Source organism: Heyndrickxia coagulans 36D1 (assembly GCF_000169195.2).
GTDB classification, from domain to species: Bacteria; Bacillota; Bacilli; order Bacillales; family Bacillaceae_C; genus Weizmannia; species Weizmannia faecalis.
The window spans coordinates 2,047,968-2,070,576 of the sequence record NC_016023.1 but is presented as its reverse complement, the minus strand read 5'-3'; the positions used below and the strand labels follow the sequence as shown (position 1 = coordinate 2,070,576).

The 22,609-nt window shown below is 45.4% G+C and carries 15 protein-coding genes and 1 riboswitch; of the genes, 6 read left to right on the top strand and 9 right to left on the bottom strand.

Annotation, left to right across the window (positions count from 1 at the left end; all coding sequences use genetic code 11):
* Position 1 precedes the first annotated feature (1 nt).
* The gene (ureC, locus tag BCOA_RS26915) at positions 2-1,711 is read right to left on the bottom strand and encodes an urease subunit alpha (protein ID WP_014097163.1); all 1,710 of its coding nucleotides are present in this window, start codon (positions 1,709-1,711) and stop codon (positions 2-4) included.
* A gap of 411 nt (positions 1,712-2,122) precedes the next feature.
* Between ureC and BCOA_RS26905 the strand changes: the two genes are divergently transcribed.
* The gene (locus tag BCOA_RS26905) at positions 2,123-3,346 is read left to right on the top strand and encodes an IS110 family transposase (protein ID WP_013858393.1); all 1,224 of its coding nucleotides are present in this window, start codon (positions 2,123-2,125) and stop codon (positions 3,344-3,346) included.
* 119 nt (positions 3,347-3,465) lie between these two features.
* On the opposite strand, the gene BCOA_RS26900 is transcribed toward BCOA_RS26905, so the two are convergent.
* The 5 genes from BCOA_RS26900 to BCOA_RS26880 form a co-directional block, all read right to left on the bottom strand.
* The gene (locus BCOA_RS26900; protein ID WP_014097162.1) at positions 3,466-3,810 is read right to left on the bottom strand and encodes an urease subunit beta; all 345 of its coding nucleotides are present in this window, start codon (positions 3,808-3,810) and stop codon (positions 3,466-3,468) included.
* A gap of 14 nt (positions 3,811-3,824) precedes the next feature.
* Positions 3,825-4,127, bottom strand: a complete 303-nt coding sequence (locus BCOA_RS26895) for an urease subunit gamma (RefSeq protein WP_041818045.1) — start codon at positions 4,125-4,127, stop codon at positions 3,825-3,827.
* Positions 4,128-4,295: 168 nt separating this feature from the next.
* Positions 4,296-5,294 (bottom strand): formamidase, encoded by a 999-nt coding sequence (locus BCOA_RS26890; protein WP_014097160.1) that lies wholly within the window; start codon positions 5,292-5,294, stop codon positions 4,296-4,298.
* Positions 5,295-5,337: 43 nt separating this feature from the next.
* A complete protein-coding gene (locus BCOA_RS26885; protein ID WP_237680872.1) occupies positions 5,338-7,077 on the bottom strand; it encodes a purine-cytosine permease family protein in 1,740 nt (579 codons plus the stop codon).
* A gap of 36 nt (positions 7,078-7,113) precedes the next feature.
* Positions 7,114-8,100, bottom strand: a complete 987-nt coding sequence (locus BCOA_RS26880; protein WP_014097158.1) for an aliphatic amidase — start codon at positions 8,098-8,100, stop codon at positions 7,114-7,116.
* 290 nt (positions 8,101-8,390) lie between these two features.
* Between BCOA_RS26880 and BCOA_RS26875 the strand changes: the two genes are divergently transcribed.
* The 5 genes from BCOA_RS26875 to BCOA_RS26855 all read left to right on the top strand — a co-directional run bounded on the left by BCOA_RS26875 (position 8,391) and on the right by BCOA_RS26855 (position 17,614).
* Positions 8,391-11,204 carry a transporter substrate-binding protein gene (locus BCOA_RS26875; protein WP_237340692.1) on the top strand — a complete coding sequence of 938 codons (2,814 nt, stop codon included), beginning with the start codon at positions 8,391-8,393 and terminating at the stop codon, positions 11,202-11,204.
* A 373-nt stretch (positions 11,205-11,577) separates the two neighbouring features.
* On the top strand, positions 11,578-12,321 hold the full coding sequence (gene nfsA, locus BCOA_RS26870) for an oxygen-insensitive NADPH nitroreductase (RefSeq protein WP_014097156.1): 744 nt from the start codon (positions 11,578-11,580) through the stop codon (positions 12,319-12,321).
* Positions 12,322-12,643: 322 nt separating this feature from the next.
* Entirely contained in the window at positions 12,644-13,978 is a 1,335-nt protein-coding gene (locus BCOA_RS26865; protein WP_014097155.1) for an amino acid permease, read from the top strand.
* 412 nt (positions 13,979-14,390) lie between these two features.
* Positions 14,391-14,498: riboswitch (SAM riboswitch) on the top strand.
* Positions 14,499-14,587: 89 nt separating this feature from the next.
* Entirely contained in the window at positions 14,588-15,544 is a 957-nt protein-coding gene (locus BCOA_RS26860) for a sulfite exporter TauE/SafE family protein (RefSeq protein ID WP_014097154.1), read from the top strand.
* Between the two features lie 774 nt (positions 15,545-16,318).
* The gene (locus BCOA_RS26855) at positions 16,319-17,614 is read left to right on the top strand and encodes a purine/pyrimidine permease (protein WP_017552084.1); all 1,296 of its coding nucleotides are present in this window, start codon (positions 16,319-16,321) and stop codon (positions 17,612-17,614) included.
* A 256-nt stretch (positions 17,615-17,870) separates the two neighbouring features.
* Here BCOA_RS26855 and BCOA_RS26850 read toward each other — a convergent pair whose 3' ends face one another.
* The 3 genes from BCOA_RS26850 to BCOA_RS26840 all read right to left on the bottom strand — a co-directional run bounded on the left by BCOA_RS26850 (position 17,871) and on the right by BCOA_RS26840 (position 22,326).
* Positions 17,871-20,042 carry an ATP-dependent helicase gene (locus BCOA_RS26850; protein WP_014097152.1) on the bottom strand — a complete coding sequence of 724 codons (2,172 nt, stop codon included), beginning with the start codon at positions 20,040-20,042 and terminating at the stop codon, positions 17,871-17,873.
* 512 nt (positions 20,043-20,554) lie between these two features.
* Positions 20,555-20,740, bottom strand: a complete 186-nt coding sequence (locus BCOA_RS26845; protein WP_013860453.1) for a type Z 30S ribosomal protein S14 — start codon at positions 20,738-20,740, stop codon at positions 20,555-20,557.
* A gap of 275 nt (positions 20,741-21,015) precedes the next feature.
* Positions 21,016-22,326: a transposase family protein gene (locus BCOA_RS26840; protein WP_013858128.1), complete on the bottom strand. Its 1,311-nt coding sequence runs from the start codon at positions 22,324-22,326 to the stop codon at positions 21,016-21,018.
* Positions 22,327-22,609: the final 283 nt, after the last annotated feature.

The window sequence follows — 22,609 nt, the reverse complement described above, 5'->3', positions numbered from 1 at the left end:
CTTAAAACAAAAAGTAGCGTTGCGCCATCGGGACGGTTTCAGCCGGTTCACACGTCATCAGCTCCCCGTCCACTTTCACTTCATACGTTTGCGGGTCTACTTCAATTTTCGGTGTCTTGTCGTTATACGGCAGGTCTTGTTTGGATAATTGGCGAATGCTTTTCACCGGCTTCACCTGTTTGTTTAACTCAAGTTCACGGTGTATGCCTTTATTGTAAGCCGCCTTTGACACAAATGTCAGGGAGGTCTTTTGCTTTGCTTTTCCGAACGCGCCGAACATATTGCGGTAGAGGACCGGCTGGGGCGTCGGAATGCTCGCGTTCGGGTCGCCCATCGTGCTGTAAGCAATCATCCCGCCTTTTAAAATCAGTTCCGGTTTAACACCGAAAAAAGCAGGATGCCAGAGGACGAGATCGGCGAACTTCCCGGTTTCAACAGATCCGACATAGTCGGAAATGCCGTGAACAATAGCCGGATTAATCGTGTACTTGGCGATATATCTTTTGGCCCGGAAATTATCCCCGATGCCTGTATCCTCCGGGAGTTTGCCGCGCTGTTTTTTCATCTTGTCGGCAGTCTGCCACGTTCGCATAATCACTTCTCCGACACGGCCCATTGCCTGCGAGTCGGACGAAATCATGCTGAACACCCCTATATCATGGAGAATATCTTCCGCAGCAATAGTTTCTTTCCGGATCCGTGAGTCTGCAAACGCGATGTCTTCCGGGATATTAGCATCGAGATGGTGGCAGACCATTAGCATATCGAGATGCTCTTCCAATGTATTGACGGTGAACGGGCGGGTCGGATTGGTGGATGAGGGCAAAATATTCGGATAACTTGCTGCCTTAATGATATCCGGCGCATGCCCACCGCCTGCGCCTTCCGTATGGTATGTATGGATGACACGGCCCCCGATTGCCTTAAGCGTGTCCTCGACAAATCCTCCCTCATTTAAGGTGTCTGTGTGAATAGCCACCTGCACATCATAACGGTCCGCCACTTTCAGGCATGTATTAATTGCAGAAGCTGTCGATCCCCAGTCTTCATGAAGTTTCAACCCGATGGCGCCGGCTTCAATTTGTTCATTTAGTGGCGCTTCTGCCGAACAGTTTCCTTTGCCAAGAAATCCGAGATTCATCGGGAAGGCTTCTGCAGACTCAAGCATCCGGTGAAGATTCCAAGGCCCCGGCGTGCACGTTGTCGCATTCGTTCCGGTTGCAGGCCCGGTCCCGCCGCCAATCATCGTTGTAATGCCCGATGCAAGCGCCGTTTCAATTTGCTGCGGGCTGATAAAATGAATATGCGCATCAATCCCGCCTGCTGTTACAATCATCCCTTCCGCGGCAATCACTTCAGTTGACGCACCGATTGTGATATCGACACCTTCCATTAAGAGCGGATTGCCCGCCTTTCCGATTGCTGAAATAAATCCGTCTTTTATCCCGATATCCGCTTTATAGATGCCTGTATAATCCAAAATAATGGCATTCGTTAAAACAAGGTCCGGGCTGGTATCGCTTGAAGCATGCGGATGCTGACCCATCCCGTCACGGATCACCTTGCCGCCGCCGAATTTCACTTCATCCCCGTACACGGTAAAATCTTTTTCAATCTCTATAAACAACTCTGTATCCGCAAGCCTTATCGCATCTCCGGTAGTGGGGCCGAATATATCCGCATATTGCCTGCGCGGCATTAAAAAAGTCATGCTTCCCCCTCCTCGTATAATAAGTTTAAATCCAAAGTGGATGTCAATTTCCAGTTCATTCTGCTGCTCATTGACAAGTGAATATAAGATTTTGTATTCCGGGCTCGCCCGGAATACAAGTTCGGACTTGGACGCTTCGCGATGTTCCCGGATAATGGTCTTAGGATCGTTTGGGTCAATGCTTCCCCTCCTTGTAGCCTGACTACTCGAAAAGTCTGCATCCCCAGGTTCTTGCTTGAACGTCTAACCCGTAGGCCGTTCCTCCGGATCTCCGTGCTGGAAATGAGCAGTTCCAGGCAGCCCACGGCCCGGATGAGTTCTCATACGCGAGGCTGACAGATCGGCAAGCCATCTGGGGATATCCCGAAGCGTCCGATTCCATCGATCCCAATACAGAGAGGAGGAAATCATATGCCCTTATTTGTCGGTATTGACGTGAGCTCCAAAAACCTCGATGCCTGCCTGATGGATGGAATGGGGGAAACGTTGGCCACCCAAACGGTGACAAACAATCTTCCCGGTGCCTCTGAGTTAAGAGACGCCATCCTCCAACATGCGGAGGCGGATGACACCATCCAGATCGCCATGGAGGCCACATCTGTGTATAGTTGGCACCCGGCAATGTTTTTCCATGAAGATCCCGAGCTGAAACAGCGTCGTACAAAGGTGTTTACCCTGAATCCGAAGCTGGTGAGAAATTTCAAAAAGGCTTATGCCGAGATGGACAAGACCGATCCCAAAGATGCCTGGGTAATTGCGGACCGCTTGCGTTTCGGGAGATTGCCGAAATCCGTGATTCAGTCAGAACAATACCTTGCCCTTCAACGGTTAACACGGATGCGCTATCACCTGATTCAAAGTTTAACCCGGGAACAACAGGTATTTTTGAATCATCTGTTTTTCAAATTCAGTGCCTTTAACCTTGAAGTGGATACACCGGTCTTCGGCCATGCCATAACGGAATTTTTGCTTGAGGCCTATAGCCTCGATGAAATTGCCCAAATGCCTCTAGAGGACTTAGCGATGTATCTCCAGACCAAAGGCCATGGCCGCTTTAGCGATCCCGAGGATTTGGCCGCATCCATCCAAAAAGCTGCCCGGTCCTCTTACCGGCTTTCTAAATGTGTGGAGGATTCGATTGACTTGGTCCTGGGCAGTTCTATTGAGATCATCCGGCATCTTAAACGCCAAATCAAGGATTTGGATAAGGCGATTGCCCGCGTTCTTGATGGAATCCCGAATACCCTCCAGACCATTCCGGGAATAGGCCCGGTGAGCTGTGCTGGGATTCTCGCTGAAATCGGCGACATTGAGCGCTTTGACGACCAAGCCGCGATCGCAAAATTTGCTGGATTGTTCTGGCCCCGCCACCAATCGGGTGATTTTGAGGCTGATGACAAAATGCTTGCGCGTACAGGCAATCGTTATCTCCGGTATTACCTGGTTGAGGCTGCCAATCTGGTCCGGCGACACGAACCTGAGTACCGCGCCTTTTACCAAAAGAAATATCGTGAGGTGCATAAGCACTCACACAAACGCGCCCTCGTCTTAACGGCAAGAAAACTGGTGCGCCTGATCGATGCGCTGCTCCGCAACGATCAAATTTATGCGCCGAAAAAGAAGGTGACGCGATGAGGTAACCAGGTAACCATCATCGATAGCCTGAACTTGAAAACTTCCAGATTATTCCAATTATCTGGAGGCTTAGTTCAGTATTGCCATTTTTACGACATAGAGCCAACAAAATTTCCAATTCACTTGTTTTTAACCCTTGACATCACACCGTAGGACTTTTTAAGCGTGCCGTTTGTCTGGTTGTTCAGGCCGTAAACTTCTTTTTTTCCAGCAAACGCCACCAGCTCCACTTCTTTTTCATCCCCCGGCTCAAACCGGACAGCCGTACCCGCAGGGATATTCAAATGCATACCGTACGCTTTAGCACGGTCCATCACAAGCGCCCGGTTTACTTCATAAAAATGAAAATGTGAACCGACCTGCACCGGCCTGTCACCGCGATTCGTCACGGTGATCCGGGTCGTCTTCCGTCCTGAATTACAGACAACCGGTTCATTTTTTAATATGTACTCGCCTGGGATCAATTCGGGCACCTCCTTTATCGGATCGGATTGTGAACCGTGACCAGTTTTGTGCCATCCGGAAATGTCGCCTCAACCTGGATGTCAGGAATCATTTCCGCGACGCCTTCCATGACGTCTTCCTGTTTTAAAATTGTTGCCCCGAATTGCATTAGTTCTGCCACTGTCTTCCCGTCTCTTGCCCCTTCCATCACTTCATATGTAATGAGGGCGACAGTTTCCGGGTAGTTCAGCTTTAATCCTCGTTTCTGCCGCCTGCGGGCAAGATCCGCCGCTACCACAATCATGAGTTTTTCGGTTTCTCTAGGGGTGAGTTTCAACATAACGCCTCCTCATTATAAAAACATCAAGCGTTAAAAAATTAACAATTAAATGTTATTTCAGTTAACATCATCATACAACAAGAAAATATTTTGATCAAGATGAAATTTTCCGAATTATAAACCAAAAGGGTGCTGGAATTTTCCAGCACCCCCTTTTTTTTACACTCAGCTCTTTACAGGATTTTGCACTGGATATCCGTATATGGAGCCGTCCTTGATCTTAATCTCATCCTCCCAGGGAAGCTTGTAGCGGTTCTCAGCCAAGTCCCTGATGTAAGTGTATGGATTCTCCTTCACACCCCCCGGCGTAGCAACATAGCCCCTTGACCCAAGGTTGTAAATATTATTTTCAAGCCCCCAATCCACTCTTGCCTGATCTGCTAATTTCGGATAAATTTCCGCTGTTACAATTTCATAAGGATTGCGGTGCCCCTGTACTAAAGTTGTGCCGTCAAAATTGCATACCTGCCCTTCCCCGAAATAGTAGAATGTGCCGTCATAACCTGCAAGATTGACGGACATCGTATACATGAGGTTTTGCCATGCATTTGAACGGTTTGTCAAAATCCACTGGTCATTCACCTGGGTGCTGTAACCCGAAATCCGGATCAATACATTCGCCCCTTTATATGCCGCTTCCCGGGCAATTTCCGGAAACATCCCGTCATGACAAATACAGACAGCTAATTTGCTCCCGCCCGGCCCCTCGCAAACCGGGAGGCCAAGATTGCCTGCCTGCCATGGTTCAACAGGCACCCACGGATTCAGTTTTCTGTACTTTAAAATGATTTCCCCGTCCGGATCAATGATAACTGCCGTGTTATAAGGCGCACCGCCATCCGGATCTTTTTCCATCAGTGAAAAAACACCATATACCCCCGCTTTCCGGCAGGCTTCCCCAAAAATATCCGTTTCCGGCCCGGGCACTGAACAAAGAAATTCATCCGTTGTCCATTTCTTTGTATTTAAACCCTGCGTGCTGTACTCGGGAAACACAATCAGTTCCACGCCCGGATAACCTGCTTTTGTAGAATGGATCATTTTGACAATCTGCTCGATTTGTTTATCAATATCACTTCTCGAATCGACTACCGGCACGGGATATTGAATCAATGCCGTTAAAAACCCTTCTGTTGGTTTTGACATACTGCCAATGCTTCCCATATCCAACTCTCCTTTATCGTCAAATGTGTATTGCAAAACAAGCTCAGGATGTGGCCTTCTTACACATATCATGACAATCTTTTTCCAGACTGCAGCAAAGCGAACAAATCATTCCCTTGTGAAATGGGCAGTAAGTACTGTCCATCGGCTCATAATTGAACCCGCAAACCGAACAAGTTACTTCGCCGTTTTTGTTAAGATGATGATGTGCTCGATTGCTGCCAGCCGCTGTTTCCGCTTCATCCTCAACTATTACCCCTGCAACCATTTCGAGCTGGGTTTGCATTAGAGGATTTTCTCTTGCAATGTAATACTTTCCTTTTGTGGCAATCGCAATAATTGGCGCCAAGATAAAGGCGAGTACAAGAGAAAGGAAAGGCGAAAATGCCTGTAATACCGCCCCAAATACACCAAAGTATGCCAAAATCGAGACAATGGAAGCAATCATCATAGAGCCGAACCCGACCGGATTGAAATTATACAAGTGGGCCCTTTTGAACTCGATATAAGGCGGGCTGATTTTCAGCAATTTTTTATTAATCACAAGATCTGCAACAATAGCGCCAACCCAGGCAACCGCAACATTGGAATAAAAGCCAAGAACGGTATTCAGAAACCCAAACAGCCCAGCTTCCATCAAAGTAATCGCAATAGCAACCTGAAGGATCAGCCAGACCACCCGGCCCGGATGAAAATGAAGCAGCCGCGAGAAAAAGTTGGACCATGATAATGAACCGGAATAAGCATTGGTCACATTAATTTTGATCTGTGAAAGCAAAACAAAAAATGTCGCGATCGTCAGCACAACAAAGGTACCCGGGATAAACTCGCTGAACGCTTTGATAAACATTTGAATCGGTTCATTCGCTTTTGACAGTCCGACACTCGGCGCAATATAAGAAGCGAGGAAAGAGCCGCTCAATTGTTTAAATGAACCAAGAATGATCCAGCCCGGGCCAGATAAAATAACTGCCCATAGCCACTTCTTGCGGTTTTTGGACGTTTGGTCCGGCATAAAACGAAGATAATCCGCCTGTTCCCCGATTTGGGTGATAAGCGATAGGACAACACCGGACGCCATTGCAAAGAAAAGCGGGTTAAACGCTGTCCCCTCCGGCGAACTGCCCTCGAAGTGCAGCCAGGCGTTAAAAGCCTGCGGATTTTTCATCAAAATGGCAAGGATAGGTGCAATCATCAGAACAAGCCAGATCGGCTGCGTCCACACTTGCAATTTCGACAGGGCTGTCATTCCGAACAATACAAGCGGGATCACAATTAACGTACTGACTAAATAACCAATCGCAAGTGGAAGATGAAAATAAACTTCCAATGCCTGCGCCATAATGGCCCCTTCTGTTGAAAAATAGATAAATGTAAAGGTAGCATAAACCAGCGAGGTTAATGTTGAGCCTAAATATCCGAATCCTGCGCCCCGGGTCAGTAAATCCATATCCACATTATATTTGGCAGAGTAATAGCCAATCGGAATTCCGGTTAAAAAGATAACGACTGCTGCTGCAACAATTCCCCAAAATGCATTCGTAAACCCATAAGAGATAGAGATTGAAGCACCAATTGCAAAATCGGCCAAAAAAGCGATCCCACCGAGTGCTGAACTTGCAACAGAAAAACTGGACCACTTCCGGAATGATTTCGGCGCATACCGTAATGCATAATCTTCTAAAACAGGGTTATTAACCCAGGAATTGAATTTCCTTTTCGGCTTTGTTTTCGATTTTGGTGCTGTATTTGGCATGGAATACGTGTCCTGTTCCACTTCCATTCCCCCTTCGCTTTTGTATGATCCCCTGGATGCTAATCATCCGACCGTTTCTTTTGCACGCCCTTCTTCCTGTTCCGGTGTTGGTCTTGTCAGGATTTCGCAAATTTCTTTCGCCTTTTCCGGGTTCTCCACCCAGGTTTGATAGAAGGAATAAGGGCAGACTGCGGCGCCATTTTCAACCGCCGAATACCCGCGGTGGGTCAAATTGAACAAGTGATTTTCAGCCGTCCAATTTTTTCGCGCATTCCGGATGGCAGAAATGGATAATTCTGCATATGTAACCTCATCCGGAGAACTGCCGCATTCTGCTAAAGTAACGCCATCAAAATTTACAATATTGGAGTGTCCAAAGTAAGAATAAACTTTATCCCGGCCGGCCATATTGGCAACTGCAAAATAAGCCAGATTTTCCCAAGCCCGGATACTTGCCACTTTAATTTGTTGTTCTTTTGAAGGGTACATATATCCTTGAATACGGACAACGAGTTCTGCGCCTTTCATTACGGTATCACGGACGATTTCAGGCATGTTCGAGTCATAGCAAATATTCGCCCCTATTTTTAGTCCCTTTGGTCCTTCCACCACCATCGTTTCCGAACCCGGATACCAAGGTTCTTTCGGCACCCACGGATTGATTTTGTGGTAGTTCATTCTGATTTTCCCGGTATCATCAATTAAGATGAAACAGTTATACGGATTGCCTTCCGGGTTTATTTCTCCCGTGATGGAAAACACACCCCAGACTTTGTTCTTACGGCAGGCTTCTGCAAAAATGTTTGTTTCAGGGCCCGGGACGGTTGTACACAACTCATTCCATTTTGTCGTGTGAAAACCCTGGGTAGAGTATTCCGGAAATACAATCAAATCTAACCCCGGATATCCCCCTTTTGTGCCTTCAACAAAGTCGGCAATGTGCCGGCAATTTTCGATCACCTCTTCTTTACTTTCTAAAACCGGCACTTTGTAATTGACAACTGCAATCCCTACCGTATCTTGAGACGAAGAAATAGAACCTACTGGCATGCGGATTTCCTCCCATTTTTGATGTTCACTAAATAATACTGCAAGTACCATGCCAACCTTTTTGAAAACTTAAAACTATATTTTTCCTTGATGATGTAATAATTTCTTACATCAAATATGGACATTATGTTTAAAACTGCGTAAACACCGGTATACAAACTGTTCATTTTTTTGTAAATATTCTTGATTAACAGCCTTTATTGTCTATAATAAATGTAGGCTTTCCATTTTGTAATGAAAGGTGTCATGAGATGGTAAATGAAGGGATACGCATAGGACTGCTATTTTCATTGACCGGGCCCACAGCCGTTACGGAAACTGGACAGTACAAGGCGGCGCTGCTAGCGATCAAGGAAATAAATGAAAAAGGAGGGATAATTGGACATCCCATCACGTCTTATTTTGAAGATATTGGGTCAGATCCGTCTGTAACCGTCGAAAAGGCAAGAAAGCTTATAAGGGAAAACCACGTAGATATATTGTTTGGCACTTACACTTCCGCTTGCCGAAAAGCTTTGCTCCCGCTGTTGGAAGAAGAAGACATTCTTTTGATTTATCCGACGCTGTACGAAGGGAATGAAGCAAACCGGTGGGTATTTTACAGCGGTGCTACACCGAATCAGCAACTGCAATTTTTTATACCGTGGATCATTACAAATCTCGGGCGAACTTTTTATTTGATCAGTTCTGATTATGTTTTTCCAAGGGAGACCAATAAACACATTAAGAAGCTTTCGAAGGAATATCACGCTGAAATATTGGGAGAGTCTTACCATCCGCTTGGAAGCCAGGATTTTGAACCGGCACTGCTTGAAATTGGCCGGCTTAAACCGGATATTATATTTTCCACATTGGTTGGCGACAGTGTTGCTGCTTTTTACAAACAATTTTACAGGAGCGAATTCGAACAGCCAATCTGCAGCCCGATTACAGCAGAAACAGAAATACACGCCATGCGTTCGGATTACCACCTGAACCTGTACTCTTCCTTTCCTTATTTCAGCTCCATTCAAACAAAAGAGAATAGAGCATTCATCCGGCATTTTCAAGCGAAATATCACTCAAATGTGATTAGTTCGGTGATGGAAAATGCATACAACAGTATTTATCTTCTTTTTAATGCTTTACATAAAACGGCTAAGGTAACAACCGGCGCTTTAAGAGCAGCATTGGCCCGGTCTTCTTTTAAAGCTCCCCAGGGACCGGTTCATTTTGACGAAACCAACCAGCACTTATGGCAGTACTCCAGGATAGGGAAAGTCAACGAAAACGGCGGTTTTGATATTGTCTGGCAATCCAATACCCCGATAGAACCGGCGCCTTTTTTATTAAATACCCACCCGGCCCCGCCTTTCAATAAGAGCAGCACGATTCAGCCTGATGAAATGTATATAAAACAGGGCCGGCTGCAACAGGAACAGAAAAAATGGGCCGGAACTTTTAGCTTTTTTGAAAATCTCGCGAAATTATTTCCTTTTTCCTTTTATTTGATCAGCCTTTCCGGTTATTTGATCAAATCGTTTTTCTCTTCATCCGAAACAGCAATTTCCCTTCCGCTCGGTTCAAAATGGAAATTAGAAGATGCTGGAGAAAACGGATTTGGCAGGGCTTTAAAACGAAACGATTTAAGCGTTGTCACCGGACGCCATCATACACATGCTTGTTTAAAAAATTTTACGACAGCCGGGATCCCGATCAAAATATTTCATGAAACAGCCGGTGTCCTTGGCATTGCCGGGAACGCCGGCAGCCAGGCAGATGTAGAGCTGGCGGCCAGGCAGATTGCATTGCATATAGACTTGTTTTCAAAACTTGTGACCGAGAGGAAAAAAAGCAGGCTGCTTGAGCATATTTTGCAAGAAACGATGGTGAAACGACGCCCTGAAGGCATGATCGTTTTATACCGGAACAGCATTGTATTTGCCAATGAGCAGGCAGAACAGATTGTCAATGACCAGCCCCTGTTAATTAATGCTCTAGCTTCAGACATTGCCGAGCTGGGCAGCCGCCCTGTACCTGAAAAACATTTACGAAAGCGGATTGGAGATGATGCCTACGAAATCCGAATGAGAAAATGGGAGGATTATTTTTTGATTTATGTCAAACAGGGGGATAAGAAAGAAGGAGACAGCAAACCGGCTGCAAAAACTTCTTTTCAAAATATCATTGGAAAAGAACACGCGTTCCTTGATGCCGTCCATATCGCCGAAACCGCTGCGAAAACAGATGCAAATGTGCTTATTATCGGAGAAAGCGGCACAGGCAAAGAATTGTTTGCCAATGCCATTCATCACGAAAGTTTGCGGAAAGACAAGCCCTTCATTGCCATCAACTGCGGCGCCGTGCCAAAAGATCTGATTCACTCGGAGTTTTTCGGCTATTCAGAAGGAGCTTTTACCGGATCCAAAAAAGGCGGCAAAAAAGGGCTTTTTGAAGAAGCAAACGGCGGAACTGTTTTTCTTGATGAAATTGGAGAAATGCCGCTTGACTTGCAGGTTACGCTACTAAGAGTGCTGCAGGAAAGGGAAATTACGAGAATTGGGGAACACAAGCCTGTTCCGGTAGATGTCAGAATAATTGCAGCCACAAACAAAAATCTTCGGGATGAAATCGCCTATAACGGGTCATTCCGGAGTGACTTATACTACCGTTTGAATGTATTCCAAATCGAACTCCCGCCGCTCAGAAAAAGGCCGGGTGATATTCAGGAACTATCGGAATATTTTCTGTCACAATTAAACCGGAAAAACGGAACCCGGAAAGAATTCGCAGCAGATGCCGTCCAAATTCTCAAACAGTATGAATGGCCCGGCAATATTAGAGAGTTGGAGAACATTATTGAACGCAGTTATTATTTATCCGGTTTTCATTCTGTCATATTGCCTGAATTTTTGGATCCCTATCTGCTAAATACGTATAAACATACACAGCAGCAGGACCAAATGATTGAAGGAAAAGAAACGGAAGAACCGGAAAAACAGCATCTTTTAGCCTTGTTGGAGGAAACAGGCTTTAATATCAGCAAGATCTCAAGAATTTTAGGAGTTTCAAGAACGACGGTTTATAAGAAGCTGCAACAATATGGTATCAAGCTGAAACGTTAATCCAAATCCACAATGGAGGGCTGGGGGTTTTTTCAAAATAAAATTTTTAGATGACCGCTCCCTCCTGGCAATGCTTGAAAACATTACTTCATTCCGTAATTATTTGTTCAAGAATCCGTTATGCTTGTAAACGATTTATACTTTGTTCATCGTTCAAATGTACTGTTTCCGTTCTTCCGCCCCTCGCATGAACATACTCGAAGTTCAATTTGGGTATACCGAAGCGAAAATAGGTTAATTTAGCCTTAATCAAAATATTTTTTGGCAGATCATCGTGGCCATGCTGGACAACAAGCACCTTTCATGCCGGCCGTTTTTTTCTGTGCTATATTTGAACATACAGTGGACTCACCAAAGACAGGAGTGTAAAGGAATGAATACTATCATTGAAACGATTCTCAATCACCGGTCGATCCGCCATTATGAAGACCGGCCGCTATCCGATGAACAAATCCGCCTGATTGTGGAATCCGCGCAGGCAGCCGCCACTTCTCATTTCGTCCAGGCCTATACGATTCTTGGCATTCAGGACCCCGTGCGGAAGCAAAGATTAGCAGAACTGACCGGGAACCGACATGTCGGAACATGCGGCCATCTGCTCATTTTCTGTGCCGATCTCCACAAACATGAACTTGCGGCACAAATGGAAGGCGTAGAGGCGCAAGATACACTTGAGACAACGGAAAAATTTATGGTCGCGCTCATCGACACGGCACTGGCTGCGCAAAATGCCGCGCTCGCTGCGGAATCGATGGGACTTGGCATTTGTTATGTCGGAGGCTTGCGCAACAGGCTGCCAGAAGTGGCCGAACTTTTGAAAATCCCGCAATATGTCCTTCCGCTATTTGCAATGACAATCGGCTATCCGGCCGATCCGTCTGCGAAAAAACCACGCATGGCGGCTGAGCATGTTTATTTCGAAGATGAATATCCGGCTGATGAACGTCTTTTGCGCGATCTGAAGGAATACAATGAAACGGTTTCGCAATATTATACAAAACGCACAAACGGAAAAAGGAACGATACCTGGACAGGCCAAATGGCACAATTTTTCAAAGAACCATCGCGCGTTTTTATGAAGGAATTTGTAGAACGCCAAGGGTTTGATAAAAAGTAAGCAGAAAAGAGGGCACGTCTGCGCATTTTCCTCTGCTTCCGGCCCATCCCGGAGCAAAAATTAAACAGAACGACATGCTAAATATGGATATTCAGCGCTTCGGCAACCATCCCGGGACACATATTAAACAGAACGGCGAGATGCTACGATGAGTGGTGCCCCGCCGTTTTTTTACATTTTGCTTTGGTGAAATGCGGGTACATCTGTCATCCGGCGATTCCATTTTTTTGTATATCAATATTCCTTTTTTTCTGCTAAAATAGAATAAATGCTTTAGCACTGAAAAGCGTTTATCTAAAACAGAAAAGTGAGATTGATAGAAATGGAGAAAAACCAACATCATTTGCAAAAAGGCTTATCACCAAGGCATGTCCAGTTCATCGCATTGGCCGGGATGATCGGAACCGGCATTTTTAAAGGCAGCTCCGATACCGTCAGCCTTGCCGGCCCGAGTGTTGCCGTTTCTTACCTGATCGGCGGCGCACTTTTATTCATTGTCATGTCAGCACTTGGGGAAATGGCACTCGTCCACCCCGGCCTCAACGTCCAAAATCTGATCCACAAAGCGTTCGGCAGCCGGGTTTCTTTCATTATTGGCTGGCTGTACTGGATCAACTGGGTCATTGTGACAGTTGTGGAACTGCTTGCAGCCGGGAGCTTCCTGCAATTCTGGGTTCCCCAAGCGCCACTATGGCTACTCAGTTTGCTCTGTGCTGCTTTCGTGGTCGGCATCAATTTAATTGAAGTGAAGTACTACGGCGAATTTGAATTTTGGATTGCCGGCATTAAAATCATCACGTTGATCGTTTTTATCCTGCTTGGTGCGCTGATTTTATTCGGTTTATTCCCCGGGACATCTTCCACGGTGTCTAACTATACCGCGCACGGCGGTTTTTTCCCGAACGGGCTTCACGGTACGTTCAGCGCTTTTCTGATCGTTATGTTTTCATACGGCGGCGCGGAACTGATCGGTGTTACCGTTTCGGAAACAAAAGACAGCGAGAAAGTGTTGCCGCGTGTCATTAAACAGACCGTTGTCCGCGTCATGCTTTTTTATATTTTGCCAATCCTGGTCATTTGCGGCATTATCCCATGGAACCAGGTTTCTTCCGTGGAAAGCCCGTTTGTACAGGTATTCAGCCGCACAGGGATCCCCGCTGCCGCCCATGTGATGAATTTTGTGCTCTTGACGGCCGTTCTTTCTGCCGCCAATTCCGGCATTTATGCCACTTCGCGCACACTGTTTAACATGGCGCAGTCCGGAGAAGCGCCACGCGCCTTTTTAAAAATTTCCCGGAAAGGCGTCCCGCTGATCAGTATTTTGCTGACCTCGCTGTTTATTTTAGCCGGCGTGATTCTGGCCTATCTTACGCCGGATGAAGTCATCAGCTATTTGATGACCATTCCGGGATTTACCGTCGTCCTTGTTTGGACCGCCATCTGTGCAGCCGAACTGCGACTCCGGAAGTCGTATGCAAAATTGCCTTCCTTCCGTGTAAAAGGGTATCCTTTCATGGTCTGGATTGCGCTGCTTGCACTGGCAGGCATTTTCCTGTCCTTTTTGCTGGGCGGAGGCAACCCGATTGGAACAAGCGTCTGCCTCGCTATTTTAATCGTGCTCGTCGTCTTGTCACTGAGAATTAAAGCAAAGGAATAGGCTCCAGCCGGCTGTGTTGATAAAACCGGTTCCCTTAGGCAGGGAAAGGACAGAAATCCAACTGCGCGATAAGCGGGCACAAACAAGCGGGGTTGATTAAACCGTTTTCTGGGCGGGAAGGGGGCAGGCACGGGTGTGCAGCTCGTACAAACTGCCAGAATGGGACGGCCTGCTAACCCGTTTGGACTCTTTTTCGTTTTGTGAAGCAAATGAAAGCGGCCATGATGCCCCGCCTGATCCTGATGACCTGCTTTTTAAAACCAATCCAGCGTAAAGAAAAAAACTCCCGACAGAGCGTGATCTGATGGGAAGTTTTTTTCTTTATCCCCCCATTCGTATAAATCCGATAAAAAAACTTGCAATAATTATATTGACTTCCATTTATTTTCTGATAAAATTTTAAACAACAAATAACTTATCAAGAGCGACGGAGGGATCTGGCCCTATGAAGTCCGGCAACCTGCAGCGAGCAGCAAGGTGCCAATTCCAGCAAAATGGGTACCATTTTGGAAGATAAGCGCTTATCCTTTACTCGCTGTCTTTCCGTAAAAATGGCGGAAAGATTTTTTATTTCTGCAAGGCCGGCCGTTTGAACCAGGATAGGCCCTGATGCGTATAATTCCTCTACATCAGGATGAATCAAATTTATGGATGAAGAAAGCGGGGAACATGAACATGCAAAAATTAATTGTCTTAGCACTTGTCGGCCTTGCCGCACAATTGGTGGATGGATCTCTCGGAATGGGTTACGGGGTGACTTCAACCTCACTTTTGCTGGCTTTCGGAATTGCGCCGGCTGTCGCATCCGCTTCTGTGCATTTGGCGGAAGTTTTTACAACGGCGGCTTCCGGAGTTTCACATATGAAATTTGGGAATGTCGATAAAGGGATCATTTGGAAACTGGTTGTACCCGGAGCTGTCGGCGCCTTTCTCGGGGCAACCGTGCTCAGCCATCTTCCTGCAAGCACATTAAAACCGTACATTTCCATTTTTCTGATCGCCCTTGGCCTCTATATTCTTATCCGGTTTCTGATCAATGCGCGCGGGGCGTTGAAAGTCAAAAAGAAGACCGGTTCAAACGTATTTTTTATCCCGCTCGGCTTTGTCGCAGGATTTTTTGATGCAACGGGGGGCGGCGGCTGGGGCCCTATCGCCACACCGGCTTTGCTTTCCAGAAATGACATCGAACCGCGGAAAGTGATCGGCTCGGTGGATACTAGTGAATTTGCTGTATCCCTGGCATCAAGCATTGGTTTTCTTTTATCCCTCGGCGCTATGCAGATTAACTGGATTTGGACGATCGCCCTCATGCTTGGCGGCCTGATCGCCGCGCCGATTGCAGCCTATCTGGTTAAAATTTTGCCGGCTCATTTGCTGGCTGTCATTGTCAGCGGCATGATTGTGTTTAGCAACGTGCAAACTTTATTAAAAATGGCCGGCGCCGGAAGCGGCTGGTACGGCGTTACCTATACAGCCATTGCGGCAATATGGGCCATCCTTATTTTCTATACAATCAGAAGACACAAACGGGCAGTTGCCAGCGCCAGCATAAGCGTCACAGAATAAGGAATATTTTCGGGCAAGGGATCCATTGCCCGAATTGTTTTTACCTAAACAAATTTTGGCAAAGAATAAACATAGACGCTTCTATGTGAAGAAACAGTGCCTTTTTTGCTCGCTTCCTTTACGTAGACGTGCTCTATGTTAAGGAACAACGCCTTTTTACCTCGCTTCCTTTACGTAGACAGCCTCTATGTTAAGGAACAATGCAATTTTCGCTCGCTTTCTTAACGTAGACGCGATCTATGTTAAGGAAGGTCGTCATTTTTGCATGCTTCCTTAACATAGACGGGCTCTAGGTGAAAAAAGACCGTCATTTTCCCGTGCTTCCTTAACATAGACAGCCTCTATGTTAAGGAACAACGTCTTTTTTGCTCGCTTCCTTAACATAACCGGCCATGCCGCTACCACGCAGCACCAGCAAAAATTATCCATCATAATTTTTTTCGAGATAGCACGCCTAAGTGAAGGCAGCCGCAAACTCTTTTAGTGACAAGTACATACAAAAAGCGTTCTGCATGAAGATCGATCAGAAATTTTTTGCGGGTCAAAAAAACATAGCTTAGCCCGCGCCACATATATATCATTTAAATAGAGGCAAAAAACATGGCTTAACCCGCGCCCCGTCCGGTTTGCAACCCCTGTTTATGCCGCTGTCCGCCATGCCCGCTATCCCTCCCCCATCGGCGAAGTGTTTTATGTTTAAAATGTAAAACCTGTTTTGCTATAATTATATTTACTGGTATTTTCCATTTTTTGAACGGAAAGAACGGTGTGCCTATGAAAACATTGATTTCGTCGCTGCAATGGATGGCATTTATGATCGCCGGGTCGATCGCGGCCCCGATTGCCATTGCGGATGCTTTCCATTTCAGTGCAGGTGAGACTGCCCTGTTTGTGCAGCGGACGCTTTTTGTACTCGGGATCGGCGGTCTTTTGCAAGGAATTTTCGGCCACAGAATGCCAATCAATGAAGGGCCGGCCGGGCTGTGGTGGAGCGTGTTTGCCATTTATGCGGGGCTTGTCGGCATCTTGTACAGTTCAAGCACTGAATCTCTGCAATATTTGGCAGGCGCACTGATTGTAACCGGCATCTTTTTCTTCCTGCTCGCTTTTACCGGCCTTGTGGACCAATTAAATAAACTGTTTACGCCGGTTGTGACATTTATTTATTTGCTATTGTTGGTGCTGCAGTTGAGCGGCTCTTTTATGAAAGGGATGCTCGGCATTACGGGTGCCCATCAGGAAGTCCGGCCGCTTGTTGCCATTTTGAGCCTTGTCACCGTTTTGCTTACATTCTATTTTGGCCATGTAAAGAAACCGTGGGTCAAGCAATATTCGATCATGCTTGGCTTGATTTGCGGCTGGATTTTGTTCGCGCTTTTTGGTGAAGCGCCGGCTATTACATTTGGGGAAAGTTGGTTCTCTCTCCCCGCCGTATTTGATTTTGGAAAACCGCGTTTTGATTCCGGCGCCATCACAACCGGTGTATTCATCGGGCTTTTGCTAACTGCAAATATGATTACGTCTGTCCGCGTCATGGGAAATGTGACGGGAGTCCGCCAAGAGCGGGTGCGGAGCAGTCTGTTCATATCCGGCATCAACCAGCTGCTTGCCGGCATCTTTTCCGCTGTCGGTGCGGTGCCGATTGCAGCAGCGGCAGGCTATGTTGCACAAACCGGCATAAAAGTGCTGAAACCATTTTTGTACGGCGCTTGTTTCGTTTCCATTATTGCTCTGCTCCCACCGCTCGTGCATATCATGTCTGCAATTCCCGCGCCGGTCGGTTATGCCGTTACCTTTGTGGTCTTCACACAATTGGTCGGCCTTGCCTTAAACGATCTTGAAAAAAGCCCGGACAAAGAAATTGCCCATACAACAGCGGGCATCTCCTTCCTGGTCGGAATCGGCGCAATGTTTTTGCCCGCTCATGCGACCGAACATTTGCCAATGGTCGTGGCAACTTTTCTAAACAACGGCTTAATCCTTGGATCTGTAGTCGGCATTTTGACAGAACAGCTGCTGATTTGGAGGAAAAAAAGAAAAATGCAGGAAAACAGCATCCGCGAGCAGTAATATCGGAAATTCTGTCAAACAGCAAGGAGGCTCTGCTCCCATTTGCACGGGGGCCTGTGGCACCAACCGGATGGGGCCTTTGTTACAATCATCCAAATGGCCTGGGGCGTTCCAATTCAGTGAAAAGGGGCACAGGACTTGATCGCCGAATCCCTTGCCTCCATACAACGTGAGCCTGTTGCAGCGGTCACGGATATAAAAAATGCCGGGAATCTTCCGGCATTTTTTATATCCGCTTCCGTTTTTCTACACACGATTACAGATTGGCTTCCTCGAGCAGCCCCTTTTCGATGCAGGTGAGAGCAGACAGTTTCACCATCCGTTTTTCAAACCGGATGGCAAGGGTGTCGCCATCGATATCTACAATTTCACCATGGCCAAACACACGGTGCCGGATTTTTTTACCGGCCACAAAAGCGGATGCATCCTTAATGGCATTCGGGTTCTGCGGGATGGAGACCGTCTTTTTGCCGATCCGGACAACTTCTATGTCTGGTTTCGTTTTTTCCGCCTTTTCAACATTGTTGACAATTCCCTTCACTGCTGCCACAAACGGCGAGTCCATTGTCCGGCTTCCGTTGCGTTTTTCATAGCTGACCATTTCCAGCGACTTTTTCGCGCGCGTCATTGCCACATAAAAAAGACGGACCGATTCTTCCATCAGTAAATCATTTTCTTTTTCATCGTCCCCGGGAATGATCCCATCCACAAGATCAATCATATACACCTTTTCAAACTCCAAGCCTTTTGAACTGTGGAACGTCGAAAGCGTCACAGCATGCCGGCCTTTGTTCCCTTTCGCCGTTTTTAAAATGTGCGCCAAGTGCTTCAGCCTTGCAGCAAACTCTTCCATTGTCACAAGTGTATCCGCAATGTCTTCGAGCGTATTTAAAACGCCGATCAAATACTCTTTCCGGAATCCGAATTTCTTGCACATGTTTTCGAGTGCTTTTTCATAGCCGAGCCTGCCGCGGATGACATGAATCGCATCCAGCGGCGGCATGCCCCGCATTTCCCGGAGTGTCTCCTTTACTTTACGCACTTTTTGGACCTGGTAATCCTTCAAATTTGCATAACGCACCAAATTGTCAAAAACAGACTGGTTATTACGGATCCCCTTTACCGCTTCCATCTGTTGTTTCGTAATATAACCGTCCAATTTCGAATGGACCTGCGCGAGGATATCCGCCCGTTTATCGGTAAACGTAAGCCGCATCACATTCAAAATATCCTGGACGACCCAGTGGGAGAAAAAGCGATTGTCGGTATCTTTGAGATAAAACGGAATCCCTTCCCGGTCAAATTCATTGATCAGGGCAATCGAAGACATATTGTTCCGATACAGCACGGCAATTTCTGAAAAATTTTCGGACACGACAATGTTCTGGGCCAAATATTTTGCCTGGTATTTATAATCTGGCAGGCGCACAAACCGAATCGGCCCGGCAGGTGGGTTTTCCGTGAACATGTTTTTATCATACCGGTGCTTGTTGCGCTTGATAAACAGGTTGGCAGTCGTGACAACCTCTTGAGATGACCGGTAATTTTGTTCCATAAATAAAATTTTCGCATCCGGATACACTTTTTTAAAATTTAGCAAGTAGGACGGCTCCGCACCCCGCCAGCTGTATATTGACTGATCATCATCGGCGACAACGCACAAATTGCGATGCCGGCGCACAAGTTTTTCAACAATGGCATGCTGCACCATGGAGGTATCCTGGCTCTCATCCGTCAGCACATAGTCATAACGCCCCTGATACATACAGAGAAGATTCGGATCACGCCTGAATATTTCATTCGCATGCGTCAGCATATCATCAAAATCAAGAAGCAGCTGTCCGGTGCCCTGCTTTTTAAATGCCTCATACTCCTTTAAAATCCGGGCAGCTTCCGGCACACTCGTCACTACTTTCCCCCATTTTGCAGGCGGGATCATCTTGTTTTTGATATAGCTGATATACGTCTGCAGTTCCTCCAGCTGGTCTTCCGTGATCTTCTCTCCATGAATGTTCCTGTACACATTCCGCAAAATTTTTTTCTTCTGGTACGGTCCCGCCTCGCCTTCAATCAGCAAGAAAGGGACATTGGTCCGTCTGAAAAAAACGCGAACGAGTTCAAAAGCAAGGCTGTGGATCGTTGAAAAATCAACGGGCGGAAGATTCGGAAAAAGCTTTTGGAACCGGTCTTTCATGTCAGCGGCAGCGGCACGGCTGAACGTAATGGCTTTAATCCGTGCAGGCGCCACCCCTTTTTCTTCAATTAAATAGCCGATCCGCATGATGACGGTTGTCGTTTTTCCGGAGCCAGGGGAAGCCAAAAGCAAAAGCGGACCTTCCGTTTGCTTTACGGCCTCTTGCTGCACTGCATTCAGCACAATTCCGGACTCCTCTTTTTTACGGGTAAAAAAGTCTTGGTTCGTGTTCATTGCCATTGCTCCGTTCCAAATGCTTTGATTTAATAGTAGCATATTGAGTGGAGTGTTGGCATAAAATCTACCTATTCAGTTTTGACAACGGTCTCCTATGTATAAAAATTTTCTCGATCGCATTGGAAGCCTGCCTTCAACATCTCACAATCGAGAAAAACTTGACATATCTCTCGTCATAAAAGATTTTGCCTATGACGGCATTTTCGAATATCCTCCCTTTTTTCATTTTCTATAAAAGAAAAATTTCTGCATGCATGCCGAAATTCCTTTTAAAAAAATCAGAAGGGAAAGCTTTTGGATTTCCAAGTAAACATGCCGGCTGTACTGGAAATCAAGGTACCCGCTCCGCCTACGCGGTGTACCGATGATGGCCACGCTTGCCATCCCCGCTGATTTTAGAGTACCACCGATTTGTTAAATTATGATGAAGAGGGATTAAAGAATTTACAAAGATGCGGAAAGAACGGGGATATGTATCCCGTGCCCCGAAAAAGGGGAGCGGGGAAGGCTTACCAGCTGGATTTCTTTACGCCCGGAATCTCGCCTTTATACGCAAGTTCCCGGAAACAGATGCGGCAAAGTTTGAATTTGCGGTATACCGAATGAGGACGCCCGCACCGCTCGCAGCGTGTGTAAGCCTGAACTTTAAATTTCGGCTCACGTTTTTGTTTGACAATCATCGATTTCTTTGCCATGACGTTTGCCTCCTTTCTATGTGCTAACAGTTTATTTTACTATAAGTTCAACAGAAAAGATAGTGGTACATTTTGGCAGCAGCTCTGAAGAGTAAATTCATCAATTTTTAGATGTTTTATGATAAAATGACTTATCCACATTTAGAAAATTTTTCCATCTATTTTTTCTGCTTTCAAAGTCAAAAAGAGCCGAATTTGCAAATTTCTTTTTTAAAATTGTGGATAACTTCAAAAAAACCTTTTTTTACATCACATCCTTTGCTATAATATAACCATTAAGTAAACCTTACTTGTATTGGCTTACTTAAATGGGTGAAATCCTCGTCTGTTAAAATGCGTGTCCGAAACGATTCCAACAGATTTGAGGATTTTTCTTTTGCCGTTTTTTTGAGTGCTTTTAAGATTGACGAACCTTTTTCAAACAGCTGTCTAATAATATCTGTTATTTGAACTAATAAATAATGATTTTTCATGGCTGTGTAGTTTTGGCTATTGGCATGTTCTATATTGTAACGATTATTTTTTTGTTCGTTAAATCCTTGATTTTCAATCTTCCAGCGGCTTCTTCCTGCAGCGATGAGTCGTTCCACGTTCTTTTTCGTGATTTTAATATCCGTTATAAATACATACTCTTTCGATTTCCCATCCTCTGTTTTCATTGTGGCCTCCATCAGATTGACCGTTCTGTCTTTGTAGGCAATATCATTCACCCAAACTAATGAATTCTGATCCTTACTTTGTTCCAGCTCTTTTATTGCCTTAAACTCCGTCGAGATACTTTTAATTCTCCCTTCCTTAAATCTGCATATATATTTCCATTTGTGCGCCCTGCACAGATTAAATACCGTTTCACATGCATAGAGACTATCTCCCAAGATACAAATCGGTAGTCTTTTAAATATTTTTTTTATTTTCTTTGCCAGCCTGTCGAAGGCTTTTAATTCACAATCTTGCTTAGAAACATTTTCTGATTCATTTTCGATAAATTCGGAGGCAATACTGAAGACCATATCCCCCACGACAAGCTTGGCTTCAAGTACATGGTGCATATAAAGTACGTTCGTTTCTCCTGTTTCTTTATTTGTATATGCCCGTCTCAGGCAGTGTTTACAATGTTTCTCATGAAAGGTGTGTAATCCAGTTCCATCAATGATGACACCCCAGTACTTTCCTTCAATTCGATAAGACTCGAGAGACCTTTTTTTCAATAATTCTTTAATCATATACGTTCTAATTTTTTCTAATTCATTTACATCTAAGCCAGATAAAAAGTCGTTAATTGTATCATAATGTGGAAGTTCTTCAAGAGAATCTAAGCCTAACACCTTCCCTACATTTTTAATACATTCTTCTTTATTAAAACTCTCACTCATGTTTCTCATGGATTTTAGGCCGGTCATATTTTTCAACATCATCGTAAATAAAAGGACCTCTGGACCATAAGTGATATAGCTTTGATGTCGGTGGTCTGCTACCTTTTTTAGGTTATTCATCAGGTCTTTGAAAAAATGCTTCTGAATTTTAAGGAACTCGAAAAAATAATTTGCTTCTTTTTCACGATTTCTTTTTTCTTTTCTAGTAACCAAAATAAAAACCCCCTCAAAACAGCCAAGTTTATTTAGGGTTTGCTGAACGAATCAAATTTTAGCTTGTATTCGACTTGTCACTAAGCCATGCCAAAATATTCGTTCAGCAAGCTCTAATTATTTAAATTATTACATATTTGGCCGCTTTTTTGGGAGGTATATTTAAATTATCACGAAAAATTTTTACTCCTCAGAGCTGTTTTGGCAGATTGTTTCTAAATAATTTTATAAATCACATATACCTATTGTTGGCTAATACCGTTTTTTGGAATTATAATTTGAC

Excerpts from the sequence above, each read along its gene's own strand:
- BCOA_RS26880 (WP_014097158.1), bottom strand. The coding sequence starts at position 8,100 with ATGCCAGTAGGTTCTATTTCTTCGTCTCAAGATACGGTAGGGATTGCA.
- BCOA_RS26905 (WP_013858393.1), top strand. The coding sequence starts at position 2,123 with ATGCCCTTATTTGTCGGTATTGACGTGAGCTCCAAAAACCTCGATGCC.
- ureC (WP_014097163.1), bottom strand. The coding sequence starts at position 1,711 with ATGACTTTTTTAATGCCGCGCAGGCAATATGCGGATATATTCGGCCCC.
- BCOA_RS26850 (WP_014097152.1), bottom strand. The coding sequence starts at position 20,042 with ATGAACACGAACCAAGACTTTTTTACCCGTAAAAAAGAGGAGTCCGGA.
- nfsA (WP_014097156.1), top strand. The coding sequence starts at position 11,578 with ATGAATACTATCATTGAAACGATTCTCAATCACCGGTCGATCCGCCAT.
- BCOA_RS26865 (WP_014097155.1), top strand. The coding sequence starts at position 12,644 with ATGGAGAAAAACCAACATCATTTGCAAAAAGGCTTATCACCAAGGCAT.
- BCOA_RS26860 (WP_014097154.1), top strand. The coding sequence starts at position 14,588 with ATGCGTATAATTCCTCTACATCAGGATGAATCAAATTTATGGATGAAG.
- BCOA_RS26845 (WP_013860453.1), bottom strand. The coding sequence starts at position 20,740 with ATGGCAAAGAAATCGATGATTGTCAAACAAAAACGTGAGCCGAAATTT.
- BCOA_RS26855 (WP_017552084.1), top strand. The coding sequence starts at position 16,319 with ATGAAAACATTGATTTCGTCGCTGCAATGGATGGCATTTATGATCGCC.
- BCOA_RS26885 (WP_237680872.1), bottom strand. The coding sequence starts at position 7,077 with ATGGAAGTGGAACAGGACACGTATTCCATGCCAAATACAGCACCAAAA.
- BCOA_RS26890 (WP_014097160.1), bottom strand. The coding sequence starts at position 5,294 with ATGGGAAGCATTGGCAGTATGTCAAAACCAACAGAAGGGTTTTTAACG.